The organism is Vibrio sp. GJ43-1 (genome assembly GCF_055808835.1).
Window position 1 is genome coordinate 962,633 of record NZ_CM147884.1, and the last position, 24,752, is coordinate 987,384.

Below are 24,752 nucleotides of genomic sequence, written 5' to 3' on the forward strand. Positions count from 1 at the left end.
TACCTTTTTCCATATCGCCTTCATTTTTGCATATGGCTTAATGATAAGGAAGCACTTAACGCTTTATCCCCCTTGCTATTAACGGATGAGTACCTAAGCACGGAAGGGGAGTTGGCCTTATTATTTTTGTGTATAAATGCTGCTACATACATTGATAATTGTGAATGAAAAGCAATGTGCGATAGCGCCGAATCGTTAAGATGTTACTATAGAACCACCTAGCTCAAGTTGTTAATAGATGAATGGCGATTCAAACCTTAGATCTTTGTCAAGAGCGTTGCCCTATGTCACTTCTATTAGTGAAACGTTCTTTTAAGCCCTTAGGGCTTGACGAACAGTTACATGTTCAATTAACAGATGAGAGCTCAATAAGAGATATACTCAACTATCTTATGATGCAAAATGCCGACGTAGATTGCTCAAAAGCAGGGAACGTCACCACACTTACGGTCAGTAAACAGGAAAATTTGTAGATGCTAGATATGATTCGTCGTTGGTACAAACGACGCTTTTCCGATCCAGAGGCGGTGAGCCTCGTCCTTATATTGCTATTTGGCTTTATCACCATCTACTTTTTTGGGTATCTGATAGCACCTCTACTTGTTGCCATTGTTCTGGCGTATTTATTGGAGTGGCTAGTAAGTCAGTTATGCCGAATTGGACTGCCCAGAACCGTATCGGTAGTCGGGGTCATTTTATTATTCATTAGTTTAATGTTGCTGGCTATTTTTGGTTTGGTGCCAACGATTTGGAATCAAGTGGGTAACTTAATTAACGACGTGCCTAACATGTATGCAGGGATGCAGAAATTTGTTGTCGAGATCCCTAAGCGCTACCCCGATCTTGCTGAAATTCACCTAGTCGAGTCGGTGATGACCAACCTTAAGAATAAGGTCTTGATGTTGGGTGAAAATGTGGTGAAAGGATCGCTTGCTTCTTTAGTTAGTCTCGCAGCATTAGCCGTATATTTGATACTTGTTCCGCTATTGGTTTTCTTCTTATTGAAAGATAAAGAAGAAATGGTGGGAATGGCGAGTGGCGTGTTACCGCGTAATCGCCGCTTAGCGAATGAAGTTTGGGTTGAAATGAATCAGCAGATTTCAAACTATATCCGCGGTAAGGTACTAGAAATACTGATTGTTGGTAGTGTCAGTTACATTACTTTTGCAATTTTAGACTTACGTTATTCGGTGTTGTTGGCTGTGCTGGTAGGGTTCTCAGTGTTGATTCCATACATTGGCGCTGCGGCGGTCACCGTACCTGTCGCTATTGTTGGGCTATTCCAGTGGGGGCTCACGCCACCGTTTTACTGGTTGTTGCTGGCTTATGGCATCATCCAAGCTTTAGATGGTAACGTTTTAGTGCCAGTGCTGTTCTCTGAAGCCGTTAACTTACACCCTGTGGCGATTATCGTCGCTGTGTTGGTCTTTGGAGGGTTGTGGGGTTTTTGGGGCGTATTTTTCGCGATACCATTGGCAACGTTGGTAAAAGCGGTGTGGAATGCGTTACCAAGTCATGAAGAACCTAGGACGTCAACCTAGCGTTACGCAGATATACGTTAGGGTAGAGTGTTTTATTCACACAAAAACGCCTCGCAAATGCGAGGCGTTTTTGTGATTTTTAGCTTGAGTACGCTAGGCGTTGTCGTTCAAGTAATCTAAAACAACGTCATGGTGAGTCTTGGTTTTGAACTTGTTGAAAACATGTTCAATCACACCATCTTCATTAATCAGGAAGCTAATGCGGTGTAGCCCATCGTAAACTTTGCCCATGCGACCTTACCCTTGGAAAAATCTAAGACGACAACTTTGACAATTTTATGAAAAATCTTTTTTTAATAGTGGTTTAGGTTAATATTTTCTCTTGTTCAACTACAAATATAGCAGTTGTCATAATTTTTTGTAAATTTGGCTCTATTTACCGATTTTCCAAGTGAAGCCTGTCATAAAAATCTTAGGTAAGCTATGACGTGGAGCTACTAGTATATATGACAGAATCGCTTGATGATCACACCTGTAACTCACTTTTGGACAAAAATCACTTAGAAGGGTTACTCGAAATGACTTCTACACGATTAGAAAAAGTATCTTGAAACCTTAAATGATCGTTATGCAAATTATCTCAGTGCAATGTAGACGCTAACTTTACTCGCGCTTTCGAAGTGCTCAAAATCTGTGGTATATGCCCTTTCGTGTTCACAATTCGGAGAAGCAAAGTACGACCAAATGGACTGTCATGCAGCAATAACGGCGGCAGGAAACTCACCTTCGGATTCAAACTTAAGGTAAGAGCCTGAAAGTACAGATACTGATGACAACTCAACATTTGAAGAGGATATTTCGTTCGAACCCATTAAAACGTCAAAGTCACCATTAACATCTGACTCATAATTGCAGTAGACACTATATGCCCTCGCTCCGATTGATAATCGATAACTAAATTCGAGTCAACGTATTCAACGTGTCTGGGGATATTCGCCGTTTCGGGGTTCATTTCAATTTTATTGCGGGTTATTAGGGTTAAGCCTCTTATTTCAAAATATTTTACGTCAACGACTGCCATGTTTTGGTCCATTTACATAACGCCAAGCGTTGCGAATCACTGTTAAATGCTATGTTAGCAGATAACCTACAACGCGAGTTTAAACCCTTCATGTGTCGCTTTGAATCCAAGTTTCTCATAGAACCTAATTGCATCAGGACGCTGCTTGTCACTTGTTAACTGAACGATTGTACAGCCTTTGTTTTTTGCCAGTTCAATAGCATATTCGAACATTTTCTCACCAAAACCTTGTCCACGATAGTCACTATGGATTCGAACACCTTCGATAAGACAACGCCAACTACCAATATGCGTCAGGTAAGGAATAAATGTAATTTGAAGCATCCCAACTAGAGAGTTTTCCAGTTCAACAACCAGTAATTCGTTGTTTGGGTCTCGCGCAATTGCTTCGAACGCTTCAAGATACGCACTATTCAACGGAACAGATGCATCTTCTCTTTTACTACCTAGCGGGTCATTTGAAAGCAAAGCAACAAGACTTTCCAAATCTTCAAAATCAACTGAACGATACTTTAATTCCATTTATAGATCCTTATTACTTCTGACTGCTAACGCTAATTAGACGGCTAACAGCCGCCTTTAACTCTCACATAATGCCGTCTTTCACTTACTGACTCAATTACATATCGATACCCTATCAACAATGCAAGGAAGTTAGGTGCTAAGAGGTCCATAATTCCCAGATTAGCGGTATTCGCATAACTTGCTGTAGTACAAATTCACACTAACAAGATATGAATGAGTATTTACTCTGAATGATTTTGGGGCAAGGACGTGTTACTTCTACCATCGGTAACACGTCCCTGGACACTTTCGAGTTAGAAAGTGCCGTGGATAAGAAATCAAGTAATCACATCTCTGGACAAAAAGTGATAGTGTAAGTCTTACCCATCAGAATTGAGAGTACAGGCGTGAGTTAGCAGTATTGCTACCAATACCGCTACTATACCTTTAGATAGCTATCGTACTCTTCGGTTGCTATCAAATTTTGTTTGTTCGACTTCATTTGGCTTTATGCTGAAGAAAATGGCATACAAGACAGGGATAATAACTAACGTTAATAATGTTGCGAAAGTAAGACCAAACACCAATACAACAGACATCGACTTAAAGAACGCATCAAAGAACAGTGGGATAACGCCTAGGACTGTTGTTAGCGCGCCCATGATAACTGGCCTCACACGGCTTGCCGCAGCATCGATAACGGCATCAAACCTTGGTTTACCTTCAGAAATTTCCAAGTCGGTTTGATCCACCAAAACAATCGCATTTTTTATCAACAAACCAGACAATGACAACAAGCCCAATATTGCCATGAATTCCATTGGGGTCCCTGTTGCAAGCAAACCTGCTGACACACCGATTAACGCCAGCGGAACCACGAGCCATATCACCACCGACTGTTTTACCGTCCCAAACAAGATGAACACCACAATCACCATTGCCAACAAACCAAGTGGAATGGTAGATGCTAGGTTTTCATTCGATTCTTTAGAATCACCGTACTCTCCGCCCCACTCCAATTGATAGCCATCAGGAAGAGGAATCGCTTCAATTTGAGGCCTTAATCGCTCAAATAAATCGGAGGTTAATTCACTCGGAATTGGATCAGACTGAGCTCTGATCTCCCATTGGCGATCAACTCTTCTTACTAAACCATCGCGCCATACTGTGCGATAGCCGTCGGTAACCTGTCCAATAGGCACCGCATGACCTGTTACCGAGCTGATAACTTGGATATTTTTAATGTCCCTCACATCGTGACTTTCAGATTCAGGAGCGCGAGTAATAATCGGGATCAGCTCATCATTTTCACGATATGCGCCAATATTTTTGCCAGAGAAATTGGTTTCCAACGCTGAGGCGAGATCTTCACGAGAAACCCCAACTCTTTGCGCCGACTTTTCTGAGTAGATCGGCTCAATAACGCTGATAGGCTGACGCCAGTTATCTTTAATTGATAACGCTTTGCCATCTGCCGCCATAATGGCTTTCGCTTGGCTGGCAATCTCTCTCAAGACTTTTGTATCTGGACCACTGAATTTGGCTTGAATACGGGAACCGCCACCCGGCCCAAGAACAAACTTCCACACTTTACCTTGAGCGTCAGGGAACGACTCATCAATATGGCTTTGAATATCAGCAAGCAACCCATCGATGATTCGGTAATCATTAGTTTTAACCAACAATTGCCCATAAGCCGAGTTCGACGACTCTGGAGCGTAGACCAACATGAACCGAGGAACACCACCCCCAATGGAAGCTTGAACATCCTCCACGCCATCAAGTGATTGAATATACTTATTTAAACGCTCAACATCATTCTTGGTAGTGCTCGCATCCGTCCCTTGTGGTAACCAATAGTCAACAACAAATAACGGGGTCGTTGAGGCAGGGAAGAAGCCAGGTTTCACGAACTGAAAACCCCATACCGACACAAAGAACATAGCAACAATACCAACAATCACTAGGTAACGTTGTTTAAGAGAAACAAACAGCAAACGTTTATACGCTTTGGTGAATCCGCTCTCTTTTTGCTTGCCCTCTTCGACGACAGTTAACTCTTTAAATAACCAATGACAAAATAAAGGTGTTAACGTAATGGCAAACAACCAACTAAACATCAAGGAAATTAGGATTACCCAAAATAGATGTCCGGTATATTCAGCTGTCGCCCCTGGAGCAAAACCTATCGGTGCGAACGCAATGATTCCTACTAACGTTCCGCCGAGTAGAGGCCAGATAGAGCGTTGAACGATTTGCTTTGCTATCTCTAATTTCTTGGCCCCCGACTTCACGCCAACCAAAATACCTTCGGTAACAACGATCGCGTTATCGACCATCATTCCTAGTGCAATGATTAATGCACCCAACGAAATTCGGTGCATCGGAATATCAACAAAGTTCATTGTCGCTAGCGTCGCAAAGATTGTAAGCAGAAGAATGGACCCAATCACTAACGCAGATTTGAAGCCCATAAAAATGAACAACGTTACGATAACAATCAACAGTGCCGCAATAACGTTTACAACAAAATTTTCAACCGACGAATCAACAATATTGCCTTGGTGGTAGAACTCATGCAGTTCAATACCTAGCGGTCTTAGATTTTCTGTTTCGGCAATTTTAAGATCGATCTCTTGACCAATTTGAACAATGTTACTGCCGAGAACTCCAGATATACCAACAGCAATTGCGGGCTGACCATTATACAAAAACTCTTTTTCCGTCGGCTCTTGGTAACCACGCCAAACATTTGCGATATCTTTGAGGTAAATGAGCTTTCCGTCAGAATCTACCGAAATCATTAAATTACGAATAGAATCGATAGAGTCAATGGCGGCAGTCGGGTCAATCACTAAGCGTTTGCTGCCCACTTTTACACTGCCTGCAGAGACAACTGCATTTTGCTGGCTTAGCATATCAACAATGCTTGAAACAGACAGGCCAAGCCTTTTTGCATCTTGCTTAGATATTTCTACGTAGATGGCTTCCTTTTTTATACCATCAAGAGAAACACGCGCCACACCGTCTACCTGCAGTAAGGAACTTTGCAATGTTTTGGCGTATTTCTTAAGTTCAAGATTTGAATATCCATCGCCCGTTAGGAAATAGAGCAAGCCAAATACATCACCAAAATCATCCGCGACATAAGGTGTTTGAGCTCCCGGCGGCAGACTAGCAGTCGTATCACTGATTTTATTTCTCAGCTTATTCCAAACCAGTTGCAAATCACCTCGCGTTTTTGAGGCGTCGTATCTTACTTCGACATTAATTTCTGATTTGCCATAAGTTGATACTGAATCAATGGTTTTCACCTCAGCGAGTTGTTGTATCGCTTTTTCCAAAGGCTCGGTAACTTCAAGAGCAACCTCATGTGGGTTGGCCCCCGGATAACCAGTGACTATCACGGCTTGTCGAATTGTAAACTCGGGGTCCTCAAAACGAGCCATGTTTTGATATGCTTGCCAACCACCCGCAATGGTTAGCAAAATAACGATGACACTCAGCACCGTATTCTTAATTGTAAATTCAGCTATATTCATTTCAATTCGCCTGTTCGTTGGTCGCTTTTACAAACTGATTCAGTAAGGTTATTTCCACTCTCTTACTTTCATCCCTTCGTATAGGTAGGCAACACCTGCGCTTACTACCAACTCATCTTTTTCCAAACCTGACTCTGCAATTAAGGTATTACCGACGCCTTCCGCAACCGTAATTTCACGTTTCGCCACCTTCATACTCTGTTTATCGACAACCCATACATAAGTACCCTCGCCATCACTGGTAATGGACGCTAACGGTAAAGTGATGTGACTGCCTGCACTTGGTGCACCGACGTGGACCTCTATGGTTCCGCTCATACCTGGAAGCACAAGCAAGTCTTTTGGAGATTCAAATTCATAAGTCACTGTATAAGTTTGCGTTGAAGTATCCGCTAAAAGAGTGGCTTCTTTGTATACCGCATGAATGCTTGTTTCTGGCGCTACATCTAATGCAATGAATGAATCAATTGAACGCTTTTCAAACTGGCGCTTATAGAGTGTAGCTAGGTAGTCAGCTGGCAAGTCGATAGATGCTTCCAATTTTGTACCGCCAATGAATATAACTGCCGTTTGGCCCCCAGAAATAGCCTGGCCTTGGTCGCTCATTTTGCTAGCAATGACGCCATCAAACGGAGCCCTTAATACAGAATCGGTTAGCGCTTGCTTTGCCGCATTCAACTGCGCCCGACTTACATCCCTTGAAGTCACAAGCTCTTGAAACGTACTTTGAGAAATTGCCTTACTTTTTATAAGTTTGCTCGCTCTTTGATACTCTATTTCTGCATTTTTATTTTGTGCTTTGGCTTTGTTTAAGCTGTTAAGCAACTCGCGCTGATCGAGCTTTGCAATCACATCACCTTTTTTTAGAGCCTGAGCACTTTGCACATCAAATAGCTCGATTTTTCCGCCAAACGGAAAGCTTAATTCAACGAGTTGATTATCTGTCACAACGGCAGGGAATTTACTCACTTCAACAGCATTATCAATGCCCGTTAAAACCCACTTTACTGGGCGAACTTTTTGCTCAGTTTCTTGTGCTACATTGTCGTTATTACACCCAAATAACGCGATGGTCGCGGTCAGAAGTACAAGTGGGCGCATTATTGCTTTTTGGCTCATTAACCTTTCCTCATTCTCAATCCTCAAATCACGTGTTTGTCATAACCAGTAAAAAAGAGGAGAGCTCGCTATTACATCAATAATACACCTTTTAAAATAGCGGATGAATTCCGCTATTTAGACGCTATAATATCAACATGTGGTGGTATTTATGGTTCACACCTAAACTTCAAGTGTGCCTATCGTGTATCTAAGAATTATAACTCATATCAATCTAATTTATATATAGACATTAATAATTGCTTAAGTGATTAGATTTTTATTAGCAATGAGACTGGCGTCTAGCGTAAATTCACAATAGCATAGCCAATGCAAACATAGATGCATTTCAGCACTTCTTCCTCGGCCCCCTGGATAAGATGCTTTAAATTGCTGACTCCCTCTCGTGTTGGAATAATGGGGGCTGCCGCGAGAATGGCGGACTTAAACTCCTTATTATTGGATAAGCCGTTGACCCAAGAATGATAAAATGCATCCGTCGACGTGAAATCAAGGTGCTTCATTAGAACTCGATTGAGTTTTAATTTTAGAACTTGAATGAGATCCGCTTTCTTAGGGAAGTGGCGGTTAATCCCTGAGCGAGACACGCCACAATGATCGGAAAGATTAGAAAACGTAAGTTGGTTGAAACCTTGCTCTAACGTAATCTTAAAAGCAGCATCAATGATTTTCTGCTTGGTTAACTCAGCTTCTGCGGCGCTTGCTCTACCCATAGTTTATCCTCTTATTACCTGAGTCTCTCATATCGTATATCAACACGCTGGAAACAAAGCAGTCAAATAACATACAACATTGATAAACCATGCTTGGCAATAGAGACTAAATGATAACCCTGTAATTCTGAGCCCAATTTGAATCTCCAATATTTCATTGTAAACTCACTTTGGGGCATCTAACGTTTATACTTTGGCCATCTGTTATACCCAATGTCAGGGTTGTTAGAGTCATACTGACGAATCAACTCAGCTTCCTTTTTGTTTACCTCATCAGCACTGTCAGAAAAGAAAATGATTTCACGGCGAATAGTCATATTCATCCTTTCTTCGAAGCTGAAATCTTCAGCGATCACATCGCTTTTAGCACTTCCCCAGTAGTTGATACTGTTTGTCAGATCTTTCCCGATATAGATCTTGCCGTTTGGGTATGTGATTTTGTAAATAACCTTGCTATTACTATCCATATTGACCTTCAACGAGATTGGCTAGAGACGAGCTTCTAACATTAGAAAATGTTGGTCAATATGAACATCCTTGTTTAGTGAAGAGCATCTACTCTAAGTGGTTTTGGGGCACTTTCGAGTTAGAAAGTGCCACGAGTCAAAATTCAGGTCTATGAAGCCTCTGGACAAAAACGTTTTAGAAATGTTGATCTAAACAGTTTATTCAGATTAGAAAAAGTACCTTGAAACCATAAACGTTTGTTAGTTGCCAGTATCCAAAACAGCCCCCTCTAGTATCTTTCGATATTGCGGGCTAAACTGAAGCTCTGAATGTGCATCATTCATTCGTTTTACCTCGTCTATATGGGGCTTAATTTCATCCCATATACCAACTATATGCTTGTGATAAGCAAGCATTTCAGGACGTTGCTTACTACCAGCAATAAAATAGTCTTCTGGGATTTCAAAATGGTGATTTTTTCTAAGCCAGAAAAGACCAACTGTATAGCTTGACCATGACACAATATTAACCATATCCAAACGAGATAAACTAGATTTCAAAGTCTCTTGTACATTTAACCTAGAGTAGACCTCATAAATTAATGGTTGTGTCTGCTCTAGTCGAATCAATGGGATGGGGTGACTGCCTTGTGGCTTGGACATTGGAGTAAATGATTCTGTCCCGTGGAATCTATACAACACTAGTGATAATGCGACTGAAAAACTGCGAACTTCTTCATCAAATACAGCCGCCTCAAAATGTCTAGCTAGTGCACGTAAACATGATATTGTCGCAAAGTAGTCCGCAGCAATTTCAGTCACATGAGAAACGGCTGAAGCTTTACCTGTTAGAAGTTGGTTAGCCACGTTCTCACTTGCCGCACAATCGACAATATCCATTCCAACACCGCAACCATACTCTTGCCTGACTTTTCCGTGCTCTTGAACCAAATGACCTAACTCATGGAAAAACAACCAAGTAATTCCACTAATGAACATGTTTTTTTTGCAATCTTCTAAAGTAGATTCAGATGATAAAATCTTCGGATATTCAAAATCTTGAAAGACGATATCGAACTTGTCACTATCAATACCACTTTCAATATATTGAAAGTAAGCTTCTACATCTCTGTATAGTAATACTGCTGTTTCATATGTTAGTCCTACATAATGCTTGGGTGTACTTTCATCTGCAATATCAACAGCAGCCCAAGCATAGAAGATCTCTCTCGTACTCCACCGTACAGATATTTCACCATTGATATCTTTATACAAACCATCATTCAGATCGTCAACGATCGTTGAAAACACTTGGCATGTAAGATCTATAATTTCATTATCAAACAAGGGGGTCACCTGCATGTGATTTTATCTGGGCAACTAGCCCAATTAAGGTGTGAACCACGCTACCACAGAACTCAACTTGGACGCCGTAAACACTAAGCTACACTTAAGCCCAAAATGCCAAGCGTGAGGAATCACTCTGAAATTTTTTGTTAGACTTTTGTTTGCCTCATAATATCAAACGCTACTTTCCACGCTTCCAAGTTTGCCTCTAAAGCTTGCGATTGAGTGACTGCGCTAGGGTCATAACGAATGCATGGCTTAAAATCCAAAGCTTTCCAATTTACATGCCCTTCGTCAATATACCCTAGGCTCTTAGCTTTATTCCTAAGCTTTTTTATCTCATGTGTGAATTTAGGTTCTTCGAACTTATTGATATAAGACTTTAGGACTTTTTCAGCAAATTGAAGAGAATGCCACGCCGATAGCGAAAAGTTGGCATTATTGGAAGTGAATTGATCGCAACTCACTAGTGCGTCAGATAGGGCACTATTTATCAGAGGCTCATTTTTGTGAACTTGAAGATTAGTCATTGCTCCCATTGCAACTCCAAACTTATACATCAACCTACTTTCGTCAGAGCTAGTAGATTTCTCGCGAACATATTTCGGTAAACCTAGCAACAAGTCGAACACGTTAAGAACCACTTTAGAATCTAAAGGCAACTTACTGGCTGTAACTTGAATGCTTCCGTATATCTGGGGTAATTTACATGCATAAGAAACACCTTTTATTTGAAACGGAAAACGTCCAACCGACATATCTACTTTTAAAGCATCACCATATCGCTCGTCATACCATTTAGTCACATGGCTGGATAGGTTTTGAGCTGTAATTGGGAGATTGGCAGGTTGCTTTGAACCACCAAATAATACACCAGAAATATTTAATTCATTAAAGACCTCAAGAACAGCACGTATTGGCCTTTGATGTACCGCGACTAAATCCATATCAAACTTGTCATCAACTCCACCCACAATTTCATCTAGCTGTTTCTGAGTTAAATTCATATTTTCAATTCCCATTACTAAAGCCATGTAGCCCTATTAGCTTGCTGAGTGACGTTTTTCGTCCCAAGTTTCAAGCACAAACATCGCTATTGTATGCGCAGAGTGAATTGCTAAGCGAGCATGGCGAGGCTTTAATTTATACATAACTCGACCCTCACCATGCGCAGAACTGGCATGTGTGCGAAACGCTCCTATACCGTCAACAATTGACAAGATGCCTGATAGTACTCTTTTTAAGTCATCATCTTGAACCAATTTAGGATCGAAACCTAAATCACCACGCACAACTTTCCAAACATTTTGTAGATCCTGCTTTTGAGGTTGTGCTAATTGTTCGTCAGCAATATAGACCTTAAATATGGATTCCAAAATATTGCAAGCTGCTGACACTGACTCTCTAGGTTCGGAGTTTACATTTGCTAGCGCTCTTGTAAATTCAGCCTCAATTGAGGGAATATCCCTACCTTTAATTAAGTCAGACAAAGAACGACTTGGAGCTGAACTACCATCAGATATAATCCCGCCATTAATGTAAGTTAGATTGCACTGCACAAGAATTGACTCAAGTTTTTCTTTGAATTCCTTTTTATGATTTGTAACGTTAGTTCCCCACAGGAAGACCTCTTCCTCTTCTTGCTTAGGTAGCTCCATATACGTTTCAACCAACTTACCAAGGACTTTCAGTGGTTCACCTGATTCTTTGTTAATTCGTCTTAACCAGGCTTGAACTTTAACGGGTTTAGAACCTTCAGGCGGCTCCCCTGGAGCATCAGCATATAAGAAAAGGTTATCGAGACTTGCATGAGTTTCGAGTGCAGATAAATTGTCTGATAAAACCGCTATCATGGGCGCAGGAATGTCTTTTCTCATATTGCCTCTTAATTAAAAAATGATGATTGCGAGCTATCGCTTTCTATACGGCATCTGTCCGTATTTTGTATTCACAAAATAGCGTCTATTGCTTCAGGGTTCAACTATAAATCAATAGGTTAATAACAAAGTAAATAGGTTGGATTGCTCTGTGTGGCACTGTGGTACAACTATGACAACTTCTTGCTTCGGATAATTTTTAGTAGGGAAAACGCACGCCCTTGTATTTTGTAGAGTATTTAATCTAAATGATTTTGGGGCACTTTCTAGTTAGAAAGTGCCACGAGTAAAACTTCTTTACTCAGATTTATTCTTACTTGGAAACCACTTGCGTTTCAGAGCATTTAAGTTCAATCCGATGCCATAAAAGTTCGGTTTTATTTCAATGATATCTTCTTCATTATTAGTAACGGCTTTTCCTTTATCTTGGAATTTTGATAGTCGTTCAATTAACGCACATTTCACGTTAGCTAGTACATTTTGGACTTGAGATGCTGAAATATGGAAAGAAGTCACTTTCACGTTTAGGCTGTCTTGTATCAGTTTACATAAGCTAGGATCTTTCAAAATCAAACCGTTCTCTTGATAAACTTCTAACTCAACAACTCCTGCACGTAACCGAGTACAGTTAATAAATTGCATATCATCACGATTTATCACGAACTTTCTATGATGGTCGTCAGCATGATATCCCTTAACTTCTCGATACTCAGGAACAACGTCATCATTTGTCATCGCAGTCCCTTGATATCCAGTTAATTCAAATTTGACCCATTTCACCAGCTCTGAATCTTCAGCTTGAGTAGCTAAAACAAGTAACTTCTGTAATGACTCAGATAAAGGTCGACTATTCAAATTATCGATAATTGATTTCTTGTTCATATGTTTCCTTATTTAACAAATCTACGATCCAAATTCGCCGCTGTCTTGAATGTCAAACCTACAGGTTTTATGTAGGGAACCTATTTAGAGATTCTTTGATTGAACTGTAAATTACACCACATGGAACGGACAGGAGGTCTTCGGAATTTTCCATGAATATCAGTTAATTTGTAATACTTAATCGAGGTAATCATTATGTCTAAAGCATTCCGTCAAGAATCATCATCAGTAGAAGTCCGTGAAGCTGTCATGAAAGCTATGGGGATTGATACCAGCCCTATGATGTACCAACGCGACGAGCACAGTAGGCTAAGAGAAGTCATTATCGGTCACACCATTGGTGCAGCTTACCCACCCAAAGGTAAATCGACAGATAACTTTGCAGACCATATCCCATATCTGTCGGGTGACTTCTACGACCAATTCGAAGAAGGTCAGCGTATTCCATTTGAAGCGTTTGCTCCAGAAATTGTCGAAGCATACAACCAACTACACGCCGATATGAAAGCAGCATATGAGGCAGAAGGGGTGATTGTTAATGTGCTTGAAGCTCCCACAGACCGTCAACTGGACTATTTTGGTTGGACAGAAGGTACAGGGTACTGGCCTGTGACTCTTGCGAGTAACTACCAGGTGTTCGGTGACGTGCTTGTGGAGATGATGAGCTCAGATAACATTCTAGAATCGGCTCTCGCAGGCTTCCAGTCACGCGAAGTTTATAGGAAAAAGTACCAAGAGAACCCTAATGCTGTGTGGGCAGCAATGTCGGCAAGTGCTCCATATGATCAAGCTGCGGATGACAGTGATACGCTCTTTGTCCAAGGTGGTGATATTCGCATGCTTGATGACAAAAACATTATTGTTGGAGTTGGTGAGGCTACAGGTCAAGAGAAGGCGACGTCAACCAACTTAGAAGGTGCAGAGCACTTCAAGCGTATGATGGAACGATTTGGTTTCACCGTTCACATTGTCCGCTTCAACGGAGACCTAGCTTTTCACTTAGATTACTTGTTTGGCAATATCGCACCAAATACGTTTGCGGTCATTGAAGGCACTTTCCTAGATGGCTTGCCAGAGATATTGAAAGATGCAGATATTATTTGGCTACCAGCGGAAGATGCCGATAGAGCTGGCGCGAATGTTGTATCACTTGGGCCTGATGTACGTGGCCAGTATCGAGTGATGGTGCCTAGTCGTCGAACCGATCCAACGTTGGTTGAAGGACTAGAGATACGCGGTATTCGACCTGTGGAGATTGAATGTGAAGTCGTGGCATCAACTGGCGGTTCGATTCGCTGCGCGACGTTAACCGTGGCTCGCGAGAACAATACAGTCCCTGAGTCGTTCAGCAGTTAAGCTTCTATCTCAAAATTAAGCCCCTTCTCAGGGGCTTAATTGTTTAAACTGTATGGGGAGTGTATCGTGAATAAATATCGGTTTTATCTAGGAGTGGTGCTTGTCGCATTAGGCGTTGCCCTACCTTTTATTGTAAGTCCACTTGTACTAAGTACCTCTTTATCATCGGCTTGGAAAACGTCCATCATTGGCGTAGCCATCGTTGGGGGACCTGAAGTTTTTATGGTTTTCGCAGCGATTGTTGCAGGTAGAGAAAACGTTAAGTTGATTGTATCTAAAGTTTCAACCCTGTTTAGTCACATGGTCGGCTGGCATGTGGATAGCAAGTTTAAATATTACTCAGGTTTGTCGCTTATTGGCACCGGATTATTGGCGACAACCATTGAGTTATATGCTTTTCCAGAGCAGGTATTGTTATCAAACGGGCAAATCGGAACGACCTACATCAATTCTTTGACTTATGATTTTTGTGTGTTAATAGGTTTCCTTGTAGTGGGGCAACGATTTTTCCATCGGGTGGTAGCAATACTGCGCTATTAGTATGATCCGCGTATGAGCAAGGGATTGCGCCATTTACACCATCTGCGTGAGCTTCGAGATAAGGAAACTTAAGGCTGGTCTGCGAATTAAGTTAGACGGAAACCTAACTTCAGCAGAAAGTATATTACTAGTACGACTAATTTCTGACGTTTCAAGCATATTAATAGTACCTTGAGCTACATATTTTTCAGCAACCACTCTCGGTATTAATGCCCAACCTAAGTCGAGCTCAACCAGCCTTACAACACCCTCAAAGTCATCCACATCCCATGTTTCAAATCCAATGATGAATTGCTGGTAGCCTGGGTTATCGAACATCGCTCTACAACAGATTTGTCGATGTGATGCTAGCGTTGACATGCTTGCTATATTTGTACCTGCCAAATTGCTTTCTGGAGAGCATATCCCAACTATTTCGAAGTTTGTAAAGTGAACAAACTCACAGTTATCACCAGAGGTCCCTTCTGAAAGTACAACTATACATTGTGCTTTCTCTTGTGCTAATGCTTCGCGTAAATCGACCAAACTGCCTCGAATTATCGATAGGTTAATAGTGGGGTACTCGTTAGCGAGCAATATCAAACCATGTTCAACGAGCTCTATCGGAACGACTTGGTCAACACCTATAGTAATGCTGTCCTCAACATCGCTAAGAAAACTGTTAGCAATAGATACAATCTTATCGCTTTGGAAAATCAGGTTGCAGGCAACGGGGTAGATGGCACGGCCTTGGGTATTAAGAACAGGGTATTTTCCGGTCCGGTCGAATAATTCGATACCAAGTTTGTCTTCCAAGCTTGAAATTGCAGAGCTTACAGTGCTCAGGCTCTTGTTGTGAGCCTTTCCTGCAGCGGTAAACGATCCTCTCTCGACGGCGGACACAAACAGAGTCAAGTGTTCTATGTTGAGCATTGTTATGGCTCCTCTAACTATATCTAGGTACGGAATTTTCGTAGTTTCGCTGTTTCGCGATTCCAGTGTAACTTGTTACAGTCTAGTCATCCAAGCTAGTCATAGCAACAAAAGTCAAGCTGAGAATGGTTTGAATTAAGACTTTTTAGGTTGGGAAAACATAAAGCATATGCAAGTGAATTTGCGTCTGCAGTACTGAAACGTATCGGAATGGCGTTTAGCAAATTGAGTAACTGGACTCATCGCTCGAGTAGTTGCAAACGGATTTGATGAAACTGAACTAAATGAATGAGGTTATTAAGATGAATAAATCAACAAATGCGACTAATCAAGCAGCTATGGAAGAATTAGACCTAATCAAAATGGCTAAAGCGAAAGTGAACGCACCGTTCGATTCAGCAGGAAAAAAAGCCAAACAAGCATCCATTGATGGTGAGCTAGAGTTGGTGCATGAATTTGAAATGCAGCCATATCATGGCTCCAGTTTTGAAATCAAAAAAGGTCAAGTAGTACGCTACGAGGTCATGCAAGATTCGCAAATTATTGATTGTTTCTACATGGTTAAAGAGCGCCCGATGGAAGAGTATGCAGATAGCTTTAACACCGCGTGTTTTGGGCCCCATGTACAAGTCGAAGGTTCGCACTACTACTCGAATACGCCTTTTGGCCGACCATTGCTAACGCTTACGCGAGATACTGTAAACAACAAGTTCATGAAAGAAAAATATGGACCATTGGCAGCGCATTCTTATGTCATTCACAATGGGGCCTGTAATGCGTCTACTTGGGAGCATACTTATGGCACAGTCAACGCTAATAACTGTCACGTAAACTTCGCTGAAGCATTCTTACAGTTAGGTGGAGAAGATCTTGCGCGTCGATATATTCAGCCTGCTGCATTTATGCATTTTCAGCCAATTGCGTTTGATAAAGAGCCAGATACAGCGCTGACTTACTTCCCAAGTGAGGGGGTGATTAGAACAGGTGATTTTGTCGAATTATTAGCACATGCAGACTTATTAGTCGCGGTATCTCTTTGCCCGATGGGCAACCAGAACGAGTTAGGTGGGATGGAAGAGATGGTCTGTTCGCCAGTGAAAGTAAAGATTTTTGAGGGTAAAGATTCTCCGCTTGAGACTGCACCAAGTCCAAACCTCAAGAGCGCCAACGCTGTGGACTATGTTCTCGCAGGTCGCCCGGGAATGATTACCGGAAAAATAGCCCCAACAAAGTGATGACGTGGCACGGGGCCCCGCAAATGCGGGGCTTTTATTAAGTGAGGTATCGCACATGAAGAATATGAGTAAAGCGCGTAGCTCTCGTTCACTGAAAGACACGGTCAATACACCTTTCAAGACGTTTGTGTTCATTATGTTTGTTTTAGGAATGTCATTAACCGTTCTTTTTCCATTTGTAGGCACGGCTGCAGCTGCAATATTCGACCTTGATGTAGTAGAGGGGAGTGCTTTTGCTGGAACAACCTGGGTCGTTGGAGAGGTACTTTTTTAGGAGGACGCCCTATTTTAGGGAAGGGCGTCTCTTCCATTGTCACCAATAGACTCAAGCGAGCGTTCAAATGCTCCTCTACCTAATTAAAATGGAAAATAAGAAACCCCGCCTATGCGGGGTTTCTTATTTTGGGAAATGATAAAAAGCTAATTGCTAGGGGCATCTAGAAGCACGTCATTGCTCTAATCTGCGCGTTTTCTTCGTATTAACCATTCTTTAAGGAACCTGCATTGCACTTAATCAACATACGGGTGAACAATACTAGGTGGCGGTTCCAAGTTATAAGATCGAACCAACGCCATCTTGTGCTTGCAGGGCAATATTAAACATCATTTAAAATAATCGTAAGGCATATAAGATTACTCAAGTAATAGCAGAGCATAAAAAGTCGCCTTTTTGCGCTTTGAGGGAAATATCTATCTCCGGTGGGAGCTGATGAGTTATTACCTTTCGTTCGAAAAATCGGTAAGCAACTTACTAACTGCTTTCTCTATTGTTGGTCATAATGTGTACATCAAATGAACGAAGCGAACGCTTCACTAATCACACATTGACCGAAAGAGTTGGAGATACATATGTCTATTACAAACAATGACCGAAGAGAATTCTTGAAGAACGCAGGTATGGCAGGCGCTGCTGGAGTGACAGCCGCGATGGTTCCTGGCTTAACAATGGCAAGCGAGAGTAACAGCAACAGCAAAGTATCGTCTAAGGCAAAGCTGCACCTAACCGCGAAAGATTTCAAAAACGTGATTCCTAAAGAAGGAGAGGTGATCCCTGGTATGGCCGAGCAAGGAAAGGGTATTCGTCATTACGTTGAAAGCGAATATGCAAAAGCACGCGCTGTATTGGTTGGTAATGCCAGTGAACTGTGGATTCCAGATGTGGATATGTGGGAATACAACAACCTATTGAAGGGAGCGCCAGATGAAATTAAAGACTTTATGGTCAAATACGGTGGCACGAACTTGTGGGAGTCGAATCCAGAAATTGCACAACAAATGAAAAATGAGTCTGACGCACTGGCGGCTGCATTTCGTAAGCATGGCGTGCATGTGATCCGTAATGAAACAGGCTCAACGCCAAAAGAGTTGGTTGACTACAACTATGCATGGGCTGGTCAACGTCAATGGACTTTGTTTGGACAGTCTGCGAGTGAGTCATTTGGTCATGCGTTTGTGTCGTTCTGGGAAGTATCGAACTCATGCATCTCAGAGTTAGCGCATCGCGAAGCTATTAACGAAATAATGAAGAACGATAAAGAAGCAATTTGGATGTCGATGCCAGCGCATTTTCCGGCAGCAGACCGCAAGAACTTAGGGCCATTCCTAGCGCCGGGGGACCCAATTGTTTTGAATAAAAAAGTCATTATTGGTATTGGTGTAGAAGATCCATCACATATTAATGACCCTAGCAAACCTCGCTCAAGCGGTGATGAATATGGCGCAGAAATCCTAACACGTATGCTCAAGCCGCTGGGGTGGGAAACCGAGATTGTGTATTTCAATAGCAATTATACTTATCACATTGATTGTATGATGGCTCCACTGGAGGAGGGACTAGTCGCCGTCTATGAAGAGGCATTGATTACACCTCTTGAAGAGATCGAAGCGCTTAAAGGCTGGGAAGTGATTAAGGTATCTTACGAAGACTTTAAGCAAGGTGCTTGTAACAATGAGCCTCTTGGCGATCAGAAACTGATTCTTCCAGCAGGATGCGACAATCTTGTATCAGAGTTGGAAGGGAGAGGTTGGTTGTGTGAGCAAGTGCCATATAACACAATCTATTCATTGACTGGCTCAGGTATCCACTGTTCTACAGCGGGTATATGGCGTCAATCATAATATTAGTAAAACGGCCCTATGCGGCCGTTTTTTTCTATGAGTTTGGAATGCCTTTTAGTTGTTCCACCATGTAGGATAGACCTGGGCCGTGGCTCAAGCTTGGGTTGACTTTAAAATCGAGCATAAACGTGGTCTTGGCAAAGTTATTCTCTAGATTCATGACTTTTAACGTCCCTAGTTGAGCGCGTTCATCCGCAATGGATTTGGGAACGATTGCCCAACCCAAATCATTCTCCACAACCCTTATTACATCGTCTGTAGAGGCAAACTCCCACACCTCGTTTGAAACAATAAAGTCGTTCAACATTTCATTGTTCATTAGGCCAGAGCTACAAATTTGTCTGGTCTCAACGAGTTGCTCACCATTAACTGCACCAGAATCCGAGAGATGCGAATCGGGAGAGCAAACAGCGACCATCTCTATATTGGCAATGTGATAGTAGTCAGCAGATACATTCTTGAAGCTATTAGCAAAATGAATGGCGAGATCTATCTCTTCAGTGTCGAGCATTCGATAGAGTTGATTTACGGTACTGCGAGTTTGCCTCAGTTTGGTATTTGGGAATTTGGCTTCAAACTTTGCAATGATAGGTTCGATTAGCGAGAAAGGGACGAGCTCATCCATGCCGATCACAAGTTGCTCCTCAATATCGTTTATGATGCTGTGAGCCATGATCTCCATTCTCTCGGCTTGTCGGAGCAATTGGACGCCAATCTCATACATTCTTTGTCCTTCCGGAGTCAATTCCGGATATTTCGTGGTTCTATCGAATAGTTTGACTCCAAGCTGATCTTCTAAATTGGCAATAGCCGCGCTAACAGTTGTGAGCGCTTTATTCTTTTTCCTAGCAGCGGAAGAGAATGATCCAGAATCAGCGGCACAAATGAAATAGTTTACGTACTCAAGGTTAATCATAAGGACTCCGATTCATGACACCTCTTACATTATAGAGGGGCGCAAGCGACTATCAAAACAGGCAATAGATTTCGAGATTCGTCTTTGTTCATGTGAGTGGGAACTAAAGAAGACATAAAGCGATTTTCTCAATGACTTTACTTTTTAACTGATTGAAATATAAGAGGTCAACCCTTCGGTAAACTCGTAGGAACCCTACTTGAGCCTGCATGGCGAGAAGTCTAGCATGGTGATGATCTGTTAGTAAATAGCAGCCACTGAGCAAGCTCAAGCGAATGATTTGTTCGTTAACTTAATTGATATGTAATGTGTTTAAAGTTGTAAGGCATGAAAATGAAGACGGCTATGCGATATCACTCCAATTTGGATACAGAGAAATGTGTCTTTGTGCTAAGAGAACTAATTCCAACGATTCAAAGTCATTTTGATGGCTTCTATCTCGATAAATCTCTGGTTGGTCAGTTATCGGAGATGAACTTAAAAGATATTAACGACAAGATTAGTAACCCTAACCCAGACTTTTCGAACTATTTAAATCGCGAGTCATATATTACGCAATGTTGTAGGAAACGAGAGTTCGTCTATTATCTTGATAAATGTATGAGTCGGTTTAATGGTAGTCAAAATAGTATTATTAACTTAGCCTTCGTAGTGATGTTAGACCTGCTTGTTGAAGCTAGAGTATTGCGCTACAAGCAGAGAAGTGAGTTGTTATACAAAGCCATGATGAATGCAAGTGCTGTCTACACTGATTAGGTGTTCGCTTTGGTCATGTCAATAAGTGCGAGTAGGAAAGTTAGAGAAGATAGTGCTCCATGTTTGTGTTAGATTTTGCATATAGCCTTTTGTTACGCGAGCGTATCAATGATGAACATAGAGCATCTCAAAATATTCATTACTTCCGCAGATTTCGGCTCTTTTTCAGCAGCCGCGCGTCACCTTTCTAAAGGGACAACTACGGTTGCAGTTACTGTGGGCAAGTTAGAGGACTATCTAGGGTGCACCTTATTTGATCGCTCTGGCGGTAAAGCAAACCTGACTGAAGAGGGCAAAAAACTCTACGACATGGCGCAGCAGGTGTGCTGGCAAGCGACACGCTTAGAAAACAGTATTTCAAGAATGACGACTCAGCAAGAGTCTCAAATAACGATTGGCTTAGATGGGATAGTGCCAATCTCATTCATCCAACCTTTCATCGACAACATTGAAACAGAGTCTCAGCTAGAAATTTCACTGATTCGCGCGTCGGCTAAACGTTTGTTACATCAGCTTGAAACTGGTGATATTGATGCAGCGATCATTGTTGCTGATGCGTTTAATACGTCCGGAACCGAGTTTTATCACATAGCTAACCTAGATTTGACTACAGTTTGCTCTCCTGATTCTTACCTTACCGATGAGGATGTAGTGTTACTTGAAGCTTTGACTTTGTATCGCCAAATTATGACCGAAGATCAGGTCACAAACGTTTCACTGTCCTCTCAGCACACTGTGTCGAGTGATGTTTGGGTGGTGGAAAGATGTGATGAGCAAATCCGCTTGGTTGAACAAGACCTCGGATGGGCAATATTACCGAAACAAAGTGCCAAAGTGTTTTTAGAAGCAGGGTCAATTGTAGAGTTCCACAATGCGGTCGAATGTGTCCCGACAAGCATTCCGTTGGAGCTCAGAGTTCAGCCTAGCTTCAAAAGAGGCCCAGTCATGCAGAGCTTATTAGACGGTTTATGTAAAGAAGCTAAAGGTCAAATTCATGGTTAACCTCGAACAACTATCGTTATTTATTGATATCGTTGATAAGGGCTCTTTTTCGGCAGTAGCGAGATTGCGTAACAAAAGTGTTAGCACGGTGAGCTATTCAATCGGTCAGTTGGAGTCTTACCTAGATGTGTTATTACTCGATAGAACAACCAAATTTCCGACATTGACAGTCGATGGAAAAATCATTTACGACTCAGCCAAGTTACTATTAAGTCAGACCCAAAAGCTTGATTCAGCGGCTCGTGACCTCGTAAATGGTGTAGAAGAAAAGCTAGCCGTTGGCATTGAAGAGCTACTACCATTGAGTCTTGTTGAAGCGGAACTGGCGAAAGTAGCCAATGCGTATCCAAATACCAAGTTAACGGTAAAAAGAGGTAACAGGGACGATCTTTGGCGAGCCCTACAATCTGGTAGTCTCGACCTTGCTTTGATACCTGGCTCTCATGATGGTGGCAGTATAACCAAATGCAGTATAAACCTCGTCGCGATTCGAGCACCTGATCATATCATCAAAGAGCGAAATCAATACTCATCGGCAACAGGACTGTTTGTGCTTTGCCAAAGTATTACATTGCTGCTAGAAACAAGTTTGGAAGGACTAAATGCACTGCCAATACCTCGCATAAAATGTACGACTTTAGAAGACGCTGTCAGCCTTGTGACTCAAGGATACGGGTGGTCGCTGGTACCAGTGGAATTGACGAAAGAGTTTCATCAAGCGCAAAAAGTAGTTACTTTCGATAGTGGGTTAACGGTTTCAGAGCATGCATTTCCAGTCTACATGCTATCCTCTGGATCTAGTATTAAAGGTCCGGTGCACCGATACGTTGAAGCGCTTTTTTCAAAAGCACCTAGTCATTAAAAATAAAGCTAGTTGGCTGACAATTGCTCAATGAGATACCTGAGAGCGACCCCTTGGCTCGCCGTTACGTTGTATCTAAGATCAACGGCCAGAATATCACTTGCTCTGCTCACTTTTGTGGTATCAAAGCGAGTGACGGTTCCCAGCGAAATGTACCGTTCGGCGATTGGCTTCGGTACTGCTGCCCAGCCCATATCTAACTCTACCAAGCGAATTAAATCTTCAAAATCGCTCACTTCCCAAGTATCTGTACCAACAATATATTGCTGAAAACCGGGGTTACTTTTCATAGTGTCACAGCAGATCTGGCGCTGAGAAGCTAGATACTCAGCATCAATATGCGGGGTTTCTGAAAGCGGGGATTCGGGAGAGCAAATAGCGACAACATCAAAGTTGGCGAAATGTATAAATTCGCAACCATCATCCGACGTCCCTTCTGACAAAACGATAAGAAGTTGAACCTTTCCATCTTTATGAAGCTGTTTAAGTTCAGACACTGAATGCCTAATGATGTTAATTCTGACGTTTGGGTATCTATTTTGAAGTTTGATGATGCCACTCTCGATCACTTCAAACGGAACGACATCGTCAATACCTATCGTTAACGTGTCTTCGACTTCGTTCAATAATCCGTTAGCTAGTGAAACCAGACGTTCACTTTGACTAAGTAGATTTCGTGATACTCGATACAGAGCTTCGCCTTCCTTTGTAAGGGTGGGGTATTTACTTTTACGATCAAACAGCGAAAGCCCCAGCTTATCCTCCAGACTAGATATAGCAAAGCTAACAGTACTTAAGCTTTTCCCTTTAGCCCTTGCAGCGCCTGAGAATGAACCACATTCAACTGACGCTACAAACAGGGATACATGATCCACATTTACCATTTTCTAGACCTCTCCCATCTACACCCTACAGAAAAATCGTAGGAACCCTTTTTTGGAAATTTCGCATCAAATTATAAAGTACAACCCATGGAAACGACAGGACGTCAAACAGGTAAGTTCATGAATACATCATAAAACGTAATAAGTTAAATAGTCGAGGTAAACACAATGTCTAAATCAAACATTAAATCAACGATCGATGCAGTAACACTTGAAGCAGTAAAAGAAGCTGGTTATCACGTTTTCTCAAAAGGTAACGTGCAAGACACGGGTGACGACAAAGTAGGACAACATAAAAAAGTGCTGAAAGCACAATACGACGATGTCACTAACGCAGCGATGGCTAATGCAGCAAGAGGGTTACGTGTCGTTGAAGAGCGAATTTGCCAACCATATCAGGGCCACAGCTTTGAGCTAAAGAAAGGTCAAGTTATTCGCTATGAACTGATTGATGGCCCTCAAATTCTCGACACAGTATATCTCATGAAAGATAACCCAACAGGTGAGTACGCAGACAGCTATTGTACGGCTTCATTTAGCGATTTGGTGTTTACGAAAGGTAAGCACTATTACTCAAACACGCCATATGCGCGCCCGATTGCAACGATTATCGAGGACACGGTAGACCACGACAACCTCAAAGAAATGTATGGCGACCTCGCGTCACATAGCTTTATTTATCCATCGGGTCGTTGTAATGCCGCTTTGATGGAAACCTACCTAGGTGAACCCAATATCAACAACTGTGATTCGAATCTTGCACAGGCATTCGTTGAGCTATTGGGAGAGGAGAAAGCGCGTGAACTTCATACGCCTCATGTATTCATGCACTTTCAACCTATGGCCTATGACCGATTCCCAACGAACTATTCGCTGTTCCCGTCAAAAGGTGTTTTCACGAAAGGGGACCATGTCGATGTATTGGTTCACCACGACATGTACGTGGCGTTCAGCCCTTGTCCTTTAGGTGACCAGAACAACACGACCTCACTGGAGGAATTTACGTGCTATCCAGTCAAGGTTCAGATTCTTGAAGGATTAGATGGACCACTCGAAACCATTGAGACAACACCATTGAAATCAATCAATGCAGTGGATTGGGTCATGCAAGGTAGACCGGGAATGAAGCACGGAAAAGTTGGTACTGGAAACGGTTTTTAGTCACCAGCCCAAGCGGAG

Annotated in this window: 23 protein-coding genes and 1 pseudogene; 11 read left to right on the forward strand and 13 right to left on the reverse strand. The window is 42.1% G+C overall.

Annotation, left to right across the window (positions count from 1 at the left end; translation table 11 throughout):
- Nucleotides 1-242 precede the first annotated feature (242 nt).
- On the forward strand, nt 243-473 hold the full coding sequence (locus AC0L66_RS04555; protein WP_390902912.1) for a sulfurtransferase TusA family protein: 231 nt from the start codon (nt 243-245) through the stop codon (nt 471-473).
- The gene (locus tag AC0L66_RS04560) at nt 474-1,541 is read left to right on the forward strand and encodes an AI-2E family transporter (RefSeq protein ID WP_473568508.1); all 1,068 of its coding nucleotides are present in this window, start codon (nt 474-476) and stop codon (nt 1,539-1,541) included.
- A gap of 93 nt (nt 1,542-1,634) precedes the next feature.
- Here AC0L66_RS04560 and AC0L66_RS04565 read toward each other — a convergent pair.
- From AC0L66_RS04565 to AC0L66_RS04610, 10 genes and pseudogenes are all read right to left on the reverse strand, one after another.
- Nucleotides 1,635-1,772 (reverse strand): annotated as a pseudogene (locus AC0L66_RS04565) (bacterioferritin comigratory protein); the annotation flags it as partial.
- Between the two features lie 856 nt (nt 1,773-2,628).
- Nucleotides 2,629-3,084, reverse strand: a complete 456-nt coding sequence (locus AC0L66_RS04570) for a GNAT family N-acetyltransferase (RefSeq protein WP_473568510.1) — start codon at nt 3,082-3,084, stop codon at nt 2,629-2,631.
- 437 nt (nt 3,085-3,521) lie between these two features.
- Nucleotides 3,522-6,608 (reverse strand): efflux RND transporter permease subunit, encoded by a 3,087-nt coding sequence (locus AC0L66_RS04575; RefSeq protein WP_473568511.1) that lies wholly within the window; start codon nt 6,606-6,608, stop codon nt 3,522-3,524.
- Nucleotides 6,609-6,656: 48 nt separating this feature from the next.
- Nucleotides 6,657-7,727 carry an efflux RND transporter periplasmic adaptor subunit gene (locus AC0L66_RS04580; RefSeq protein WP_473568513.1) on the reverse strand — a complete coding sequence of 357 codons (1,071 nt, stop codon included), beginning with the start codon at nt 7,725-7,727 and terminating at the stop codon, nt 6,657-6,659.
- Nucleotides 7,728-8,008: 281 nt separating this feature from the next.
- On the reverse strand, nt 8,009-8,440 hold the full coding sequence (locus AC0L66_RS04585; protein ID WP_371988511.1) for a TetR/AcrR family transcriptional regulator: 432 nt from the start codon (nt 8,438-8,440) through the stop codon (nt 8,009-8,011).
- 179 nt (nt 8,441-8,619) lie between these two features.
- Complete coding sequence (locus AC0L66_RS04590) at nt 8,620-8,907, reverse strand: GIY-YIG nuclease family protein (RefSeq protein ID WP_473568515.1); 288 nt, start codon at nt 8,905-8,907, stop codon at nt 8,620-8,622.
- 240 nt (nt 8,908-9,147) lie between these two features.
- Complete coding sequence (locus tag AC0L66_RS04595) at nt 9,148-10,233, reverse strand: hypothetical protein (RefSeq protein ID WP_473568517.1); 1,086 nt, start codon at nt 10,231-10,233, stop codon at nt 9,148-9,150.
- 149 nt (nt 10,234-10,382) lie between these two features.
- Nucleotides 10,383-11,267 carry a HEPN domain-containing protein gene (locus AC0L66_RS04600; RefSeq protein WP_473568518.1) on the reverse strand — a complete coding sequence of 295 codons (885 nt, stop codon included), beginning with the start codon at nt 11,265-11,267 and terminating at the stop codon, nt 10,383-10,385.
- A gap of 9 nt (nt 11,268-11,276) precedes the next feature.
- Nucleotides 11,277-12,110 (reverse strand): abortive infection family protein, encoded by an 834-nt coding sequence (locus tag AC0L66_RS04605; RefSeq protein WP_473568519.1) that lies wholly within the window; start codon nt 12,108-12,110, stop codon nt 11,277-11,279.
- A 297-nt stretch (nt 12,111-12,407) separates the two neighbouring features.
- Nucleotides 12,408-12,992, reverse strand: a complete 585-nt coding sequence (locus AC0L66_RS04610) for an AbiTii domain-containing protein (protein ID WP_473568521.1) — start codon at nt 12,990-12,992, stop codon at nt 12,408-12,410.
- 195 nt (nt 12,993-13,187) lie between these two features.
- Between AC0L66_RS04610 and AC0L66_RS04615 the strand changes: the two genes are divergently transcribed.
- The gene (locus tag AC0L66_RS04615; protein ID WP_473568522.1) at nt 13,188-14,348 is read left to right on the forward strand and encodes a hypothetical protein; all 1,161 of its coding nucleotides are present in this window, start codon (nt 13,188-13,190) and stop codon (nt 14,346-14,348) included.
- A gap of 66 nt (nt 14,349-14,414) precedes the next feature.
- Entirely contained in the window at nt 14,415-14,888 is a 474-nt protein-coding gene (locus tag AC0L66_RS04620) for a hypothetical protein (protein ID WP_473568523.1), read from the forward strand.
- Nucleotides 14,889-14,921: 33 nt separating this feature from the next.
- On the opposite strand, the gene AC0L66_RS04625 is transcribed toward AC0L66_RS04620, so the two are convergent.
- Nucleotides 14,922-15,800: a LysR family transcriptional regulator gene (locus AC0L66_RS04625; protein ID WP_473568525.1), complete on the reverse strand. Its 879-nt coding sequence runs from the start codon at nt 15,798-15,800 to the stop codon at nt 14,922-14,924.
- 302 nt (nt 15,801-16,102) lie between these two features.
- Here AC0L66_RS04625 and AC0L66_RS04630 point away from each other — a divergent pair, with 302 nt between their 5' ends.
- The 3 genes from AC0L66_RS04630 to AC0L66_RS04640 all read left to right on the forward strand — a co-directional run bounded on the left by AC0L66_RS04630 (nt 16,103) and on the right by AC0L66_RS04640 (nt 19,153).
- Entirely contained in the window at nt 16,103-17,035 is a 933-nt protein-coding gene (locus tag AC0L66_RS04630; protein ID WP_473568526.1) for a DUF1989 domain-containing protein, read from the forward strand.
- A gap of 55 nt (nt 17,036-17,090) precedes the next feature.
- Entirely contained in the window at nt 17,091-17,309 is a 219-nt protein-coding gene (locus AC0L66_RS04635) for a hypothetical protein (protein ID WP_473568527.1), read from the forward strand.
- 575 nt (nt 17,310-17,884) lie between these two features.
- Complete coding sequence (locus AC0L66_RS04640; RefSeq protein WP_473568529.1) at nt 17,885-19,153, forward strand: twin-arginine translocation signal domain-containing protein; 1,269 nt, start codon at nt 17,885-17,887, stop codon at nt 19,151-19,153.
- A gap of 34 nt (nt 19,154-19,187) precedes the next feature.
- Here the strand turns inward: AC0L66_RS04640 and AC0L66_RS04645 are convergent, their stop codons facing one another.
- Complete coding sequence (locus AC0L66_RS04645; protein ID WP_244357455.1) at nt 19,188-20,069, reverse strand: LysR family transcriptional regulator; 882 nt, start codon at nt 20,067-20,069, stop codon at nt 19,188-19,190.
- 333 nt (nt 20,070-20,402) lie between these two features.
- On the opposite strand from AC0L66_RS04645, the gene AC0L66_RS04650 reads away from it, so the two are divergent.
- The 3 genes from AC0L66_RS04650 (at nt 20,403) to AC0L66_RS04660 (ending at nt 22,689) form a co-directional block, all read left to right on the forward strand.
- The gene (locus AC0L66_RS04650) at nt 20,403-20,825 is read left to right on the forward strand and encodes a hypothetical protein (RefSeq protein WP_473568531.1); all 423 of its coding nucleotides are present in this window, start codon (nt 20,403-20,405) and stop codon (nt 20,823-20,825) included.
- A gap of 108 nt (nt 20,826-20,933) precedes the next feature.
- Entirely contained in the window at nt 20,934-21,827 is an 894-nt protein-coding gene (locus tag AC0L66_RS04655; protein WP_473568533.1) for a LysR family transcriptional regulator, read from the forward strand.
- Nucleotides 21,820-22,689, forward strand: a complete 870-nt coding sequence (locus tag AC0L66_RS04660; RefSeq protein ID WP_473568535.1) for a LysR family transcriptional regulator — start codon at nt 21,820-21,822, stop codon at nt 22,687-22,689. The genes AC0L66_RS04655 and AC0L66_RS04660 overlap by 8 nt, the downstream gene beginning before the upstream one ends.
- Nucleotides 22,690-22,697: 8 nt before the next feature.
- Here AC0L66_RS04660 and AC0L66_RS04665 read toward each other — a convergent pair whose 3' ends face one another.
- Entirely contained in the window at nt 22,698-23,573 is an 876-nt protein-coding gene (locus tag AC0L66_RS04665; RefSeq protein ID WP_473568536.1) for a LysR family transcriptional regulator, read from the reverse strand.
- A gap of 168 nt (nt 23,574-23,741) precedes the next feature.
- Here AC0L66_RS04665 and AC0L66_RS04670 point away from each other — a divergent pair, with 168 nt between their 5' ends.
- Nucleotides 23,742-24,734, forward strand: a complete 993-nt coding sequence (locus AC0L66_RS04670; protein ID WP_473568538.1) for a DUF1989 domain-containing protein — start codon at nt 23,742-23,744, stop codon at nt 24,732-24,734.
- Nucleotides 24,735-24,752 lie beyond the last annotated feature (18 nt).

Bases quoted from the DNA above. Each gene is read 5' to 3' on its own strand.
- AC0L66_RS04555 (WP_390902912.1), top strand. From the start codon at position 243: ATGGCGATTCAAACCTTAGATCTTTGTCAAGAGCGTTGCCCTATGTCA.
- AC0L66_RS04560 (WP_473568508.1), top strand. From the start codon at position 474: ATGCTAGATATGATTCGTCGTTGGTACAAACGACGCTTTTCCGATCCA.
- AC0L66_RS04570 (WP_473568510.1), bottom strand. From the start codon at position 3,084: ATGGAATTAAAGTATCGTTCAGTTGATTTTGAAGATTTGGAAAGTCTT.
- AC0L66_RS04575 (WP_473568511.1), bottom strand. From the start codon at position 6,608: ATGAATATAGCTGAATTTACAATTAAGAATACGGTGCTGAGTGTCATC.
- AC0L66_RS04580 (WP_473568513.1), bottom strand. From the start codon at position 7,727: ATGAGCCAAAAAGCAATAATGCGCCCACTTGTACTTCTGACCGCGACC.
- AC0L66_RS04585 (WP_371988511.1), bottom strand. From the start codon at position 8,440: ATGGGTAGAGCAAGCGCCGCAGAAGCTGAGTTAACCAAGCAGAAAATC.
- AC0L66_RS04590 (WP_473568515.1), bottom strand. From the start codon at position 8,907: ATGGATAGTAATAGCAAGGTTATTTACAAAATCACATACCCAAACGGC.
- AC0L66_RS04600 (WP_473568518.1), bottom strand. From the start codon at position 11,267: ATGGCTTTAGTAATGGGAATTGAAAATATGAATTTAACTCAGAAACAG.
- AC0L66_RS04605 (WP_473568519.1), bottom strand. From the start codon at position 12,110: ATGAGAAAAGACATTCCTGCGCCCATGATAGCGGTTTTATCAGACAAT.
- AC0L66_RS04610 (WP_473568521.1), bottom strand. From the start codon at position 12,992: ATGAACAAGAAATCAATTATCGATAATTTGAATAGTCGACCTTTATCT.
- AC0L66_RS04615 (WP_473568522.1), top strand. From the start codon at position 13,188: ATGTCTAAAGCATTCCGTCAAGAATCATCATCAGTAGAAGTCCGTGAA.
- AC0L66_RS04625 (WP_473568525.1), bottom strand. From the start codon at position 15,800: ATGCTCAACATAGAACACTTGACTCTGTTTGTGTCCGCCGTCGAGAGA.
- AC0L66_RS04630 (WP_473568526.1), top strand. From the start codon at position 16,103: ATGAATAAATCAACAAATGCGACTAATCAAGCAGCTATGGAAGAATTA.
- AC0L66_RS04635 (WP_473568527.1), top strand. From the start codon at position 17,091: ATGAAGAATATGAGTAAAGCGCGTAGCTCTCGTTCACTGAAAGACACG.
- AC0L66_RS04640 (WP_473568529.1), top strand. From the start codon at position 17,885: ATGTCTATTACAAACAATGACCGAAGAGAATTCTTGAAGAACGCAGGT.
- AC0L66_RS04645 (WP_244357455.1), bottom strand. From the start codon at position 20,069: ATGATTAACCTTGAGTACGTAAACTATTTCATTTGTGCCGCTGATTCT.
- AC0L66_RS04650 (WP_473568531.1), top strand. From the start codon at position 20,403: ATGAAGACGGCTATGCGATATCACTCCAATTTGGATACAGAGAAATGT.
- AC0L66_RS04655 (WP_473568533.1), top strand. From the start codon at position 20,934: ATGATGAACATAGAGCATCTCAAAATATTCATTACTTCCGCAGATTTC.
- AC0L66_RS04660 (WP_473568535.1), top strand. From the start codon at position 21,820: ATGGTTAACCTCGAACAACTATCGTTATTTATTGATATCGTTGATAAG.
- AC0L66_RS04665 (WP_473568536.1), bottom strand. From the start codon at position 23,573: ATGGTAAATGTGGATCATGTATCCCTGTTTGTAGCGTCAGTTGAATGT.
- AC0L66_RS04670 (WP_473568538.1), top strand. From the start codon at position 23,742: ATGTCTAAATCAAACATTAAATCAACGATCGATGCAGTAACACTTGAA.